This window comes from bacterium (assembly GCA_036524115.1).
Classification (GTDB): domain Bacteria; phylum JAUVQV01; class JAUVQV01; order JAUVQV01; family DATDCY01; genus DATDCY01.
Genome location: DATDCY010000008.1, coordinates 1 through 2681, shown reverse-complemented (window position 1 = coordinate 2681; position 2681 = coordinate 1). Strand labels below are relative to the sequence as shown.

The window sequence follows — 2681 nt, the reverse complement described above, 5'->3', positions numbered from 1 at the left end:
CGGCCCCGGCGCGCGGTTCTTCATCGTCCCGTGGGACGCCGACATGTCCTTCTACGGCACGGAGCTGGCGTCGAACGCGCTCATCCACCGCCTGCACGCCGACCTGCCGGGCTACAGCCGCCGGGTCCTCGAACGCTGGCGGGCGCTGCGGCGGGACCGGCTCTCCGAGCAGGAGCTGATGCAGCGCATCGGCGGTCTGGAGACGGAGCTTGTCGAGGCGGTGGGCCGCAACTACCGGCGCTGGCCGCTGGCCGAGGGGTGGACGTGGCAGCGGGACGTGGACACCCTGAAGAAGTACCTGCGAACGCGGCTGGCCCTGCTCGACCGCACGTTCGAGGAGGCGGCCGCCGCCGACGCGGCTGCGGGCCGGAAGGCGCAATGACGCCGCGCGCGAAGAACCGCCTGCTGCTCCTGCTGCTCGCGCTGGGCCTCGGGTACCGCCTCTTCGCCGCCTACCCGCTGCAGCTCGAGCGCTTCGCGCCCGCCTCGTCGGCGTTGCAGGCGATGCACATCCTGCATGGCGAGCGGCCGATCTTCTACTCGGGGCAGGCCTGGATGGGGCCGGCGGGGGCCTACATCATCGCCGGCATGTTCAAGCTCTTCGGCGCCTCCACGCTCACGCTCGGCGCCTTCTCCTGGCTCGTGAGCGCGCTGTTCCTCGTGGGGACCGTCCTGCTGGCGCGCCGGCTCTTCGGCGTCGACAACGCCCTCGTGGCCGCGGCGCTGTTCGCCGTCCCCGTCGACTACCTGATGAACCTCTCCGGCCAGCCGCGGGCGCACTACACGATCACCTTCGCGCTCGTCCCCGCGGTCTTCCTCGCGACGCTGGCGCTCGTGCGCCGCCACGACGAGGGCCGCCCGCTCGCGCTGGCCGCCTTGGGCCTGGGCCTGCTCGCCGGCTTCTCGTTCTGGACGAACATGGCGATCGGCCCGGCGATCGCGATCTCGATGCTCCTGCTGCTCTGGCGGCTGCGGCGGACGTTCTTCACCCGCGCGCTCGCCCCCTGGCTCGCCGGCTGGGTCGTCGGCTTCTGGCCGGTCATCTGGTACAACCTCACCAACCGCGCGGTCCTCGGCGGCCAGGTGAACGCCGACAACACCCGGCGGCTCGGCCAGGTCCTGAAGGCGTTCGTGACGAACGCGTGGCCCCGCTTCTGGGGCGTCGATCTCGCGCGCGTGACCGGCCAGCTCCCGCGTGCGCTGCTGATCGCCCTGCTCGTCTGGCTCGCCGCGCTCTATGCGTGGGCGCTGATCGAGACGTGGCGCCGCTGGCGGCGCGGCGAGGACGTGCTTGGCCAGGCGCTGGTGTTCGGTTACTTCGCCCTGCACCTGGCGGTCACATCCTTCTCCAGCTACGGGAGCCGCTTCGAGACGAGCACGCCGCTCTCGTACGTCGGGCCGCTCTACGCCGTGGCGTTCCTCGTCCCCGGGCTCATCCTGCAGTCCCGCCTGTCCTCCCGCGGGAAGGCGCTGGCGCTGGCGCCGCTGTGCCTGCTCGTCCTCAACAACCTCGCGGCGAACGCGCACTTCACGAGGACCTTCACGACGACCGTCCGCGAGCGCGGCCTCTCGCAGGTCGTGCGCTACCCGAACGAGGCGAACCCGTTCGTGCAGGCCGCCCGTGCGCACCGCCTCGAGGCGGGGTACCTGGGGCGCGGCTTCAAGGGCGACAGCGCCAAGTACCAGAACTTCCTGCTCAACCTGGAGGGGTTCGGGCTCGCGACCTTCTCCGACCCGAGCGCGGAGCGCTACGTGCAGGGCGCGCTCGCCGCCGACGCCGCGCGGGAAATCTTCTGGATCGGCGCCGACCCCGCGGCGCTGCGCACGGCGGGCGTCGCCTGGAAGGAGGAGCCGGTCCAGAAGTGGCCCTTCTTCAGCGACTTCCGCAAGAAGCTCCGCGAGACGGCGGTCATCGCCGCGCGTCCCGCCGGCCCGGCGCAGGCGGGGCCGGCCGCCGTCCTCGACGCCAACTACGACACGTCCTGGAACGCCGACCCCGCGGCCGGGCCGGAGTCGAGCCTGGAGTTCGCGTTCGAGCGACCGGAGCGCCTGCGCGAGGTGGTGCTCTTCCCGAAGGACATCGCGCGGGCCGCCTGGGAGGTGCAGGTCGAGGTCTCGGACGACGGGCAGGCCTGGCGGGCCGCGGGCCGGCCGGCCAAGTCGGTGCCGATGTTCTGGTCGGTGGCGCACCCGTTCCTCAAGGCGGTGAAGCCGCGGCTGGAGATCGTCCTCCCCTGGGTCGGGGAGGCGCGGTTCTGCCGCCTGCGGTTCACCGCCGCCGCCGGCCGCGGCGCCCCGGCCATCCGCGAGGTGCTGCTGCTCGCCGACGGCCCGCTCATCGAGCCGGACGCGTGGAAGGCGGAGATCGGCGACATCGTGCGGACGGTGTGGGAGAAGGGGAGGGACAACGTCGTCACCGGCGACCACTGGTTCGTGGACTTCTTCCGCAGGGAGGGCTTCGCGACCGACTTCATCTCCAACGAGAGCGTCGACAACAACGGCCTCCCCAACCCCAATCTGCCCGCGCCGGTCCCCGTGGACTTCTCCCGCGCGCAGCTGCTGATCGTGCCCCGGCCGTACCTGGGGCGGGCCGAGCGGCTGTTGCGCACGCGCGGCGTCGCCTTCATCGAGACGCCGCTGCGCTACCACACGGTGCTCCAGACGGCGCCCACGCGCGTGGA

Annotated in this window: 2 protein-coding genes; both read left to right on the top strand. The window is 72.3% G+C overall.

Annotation, left to right across the window (positions count from 1 at the left end; translation table 11 throughout):
• Nucleotides 1-382: CotH kinase family protein (locus tag VI078_00345; protein HEY5997736.1), on the top strand; the 382-nt coding region annotated here is incomplete at its 5' end.
• Nucleotides 379-2681 (top strand): discoidin domain-containing protein (locus VI078_00340; protein ID HEY5997735.1); only part of this gene is annotated, 2303 nt, incomplete at its 3' end. The genes VI078_00345 and VI078_00340, both read left to right, overlap by 4 nt.